Raw genomic sequence first — 576 nt, 5'->3', positions numbered from 1 at the left:
CCTGCCCGTATCGACTGCAGACCCGGGGTTAAGCCCCGGGCTTTCACAACCGACGCGACAAGCCGCCTACGAGCTCTTTACGCCCAATAATTCCGGACAACGCTTGCGCCCTACGTATTACCGCGGCTGCTGGCACGTAGTTAGCCGGCGCTTCTTCTGCAGGTACCGTCACTTTCGCTTCTTCCCTGCTGAAAGAGGTTTACAACCCGAAGGCCGTCATCCCTCACGCGGCGTCGCTGCATCAGGCTTTCGCCCATTGTGCAATATTCCCCACTGCTGCCTCCCGTAGGAGTCTGGGCCGTGTCTCAGTCCCAGTGTGGCCGGTCGCCCTCTCAGGCCGGCTACCCGTCGTCGCCTTGGTGAGCCACTACCTCACCAACAAGCTGATAGGCCGCGGGCTCATCCTTCACCGCCGGAGCTTTCAACCGCAGACCATGCGGTCCGCAGTGTTATCCGGTATTAGACCCCGTTTCCAGGGCTTGTCCCAGAGTGAAGGGCAGATTGCCCACGTGTTACTCACCCGTTCGCCACTAATCCACCCCGAAGGGCTTCATCGTTCGACTTGCATGTGTTAAG

1 rRNA gene is annotated in these 576 nt (G+C 59.9%); it reads right to left on the bottom strand.

What is annotated here, in order from left to right:
- Positions 1-576: ribosomal RNA gene (locus IEY95_RS48490) — 16S ribosomal RNA — on the bottom strand; the annotation flags it as partial.

This window comes from Streptomyces albiflavescens (assembly GCF_014645835.1).
Taxonomy (GTDB): Bacteria; Actinomycetota; Actinomycetes; order Streptomycetales; family Streptomycetaceae; genus Streptomyces; species Streptomyces albiflavescens.
Note: the sequence above shows the minus strand (reverse complement) of the source record. Positions and strands in the feature narration are given on the sequence as shown.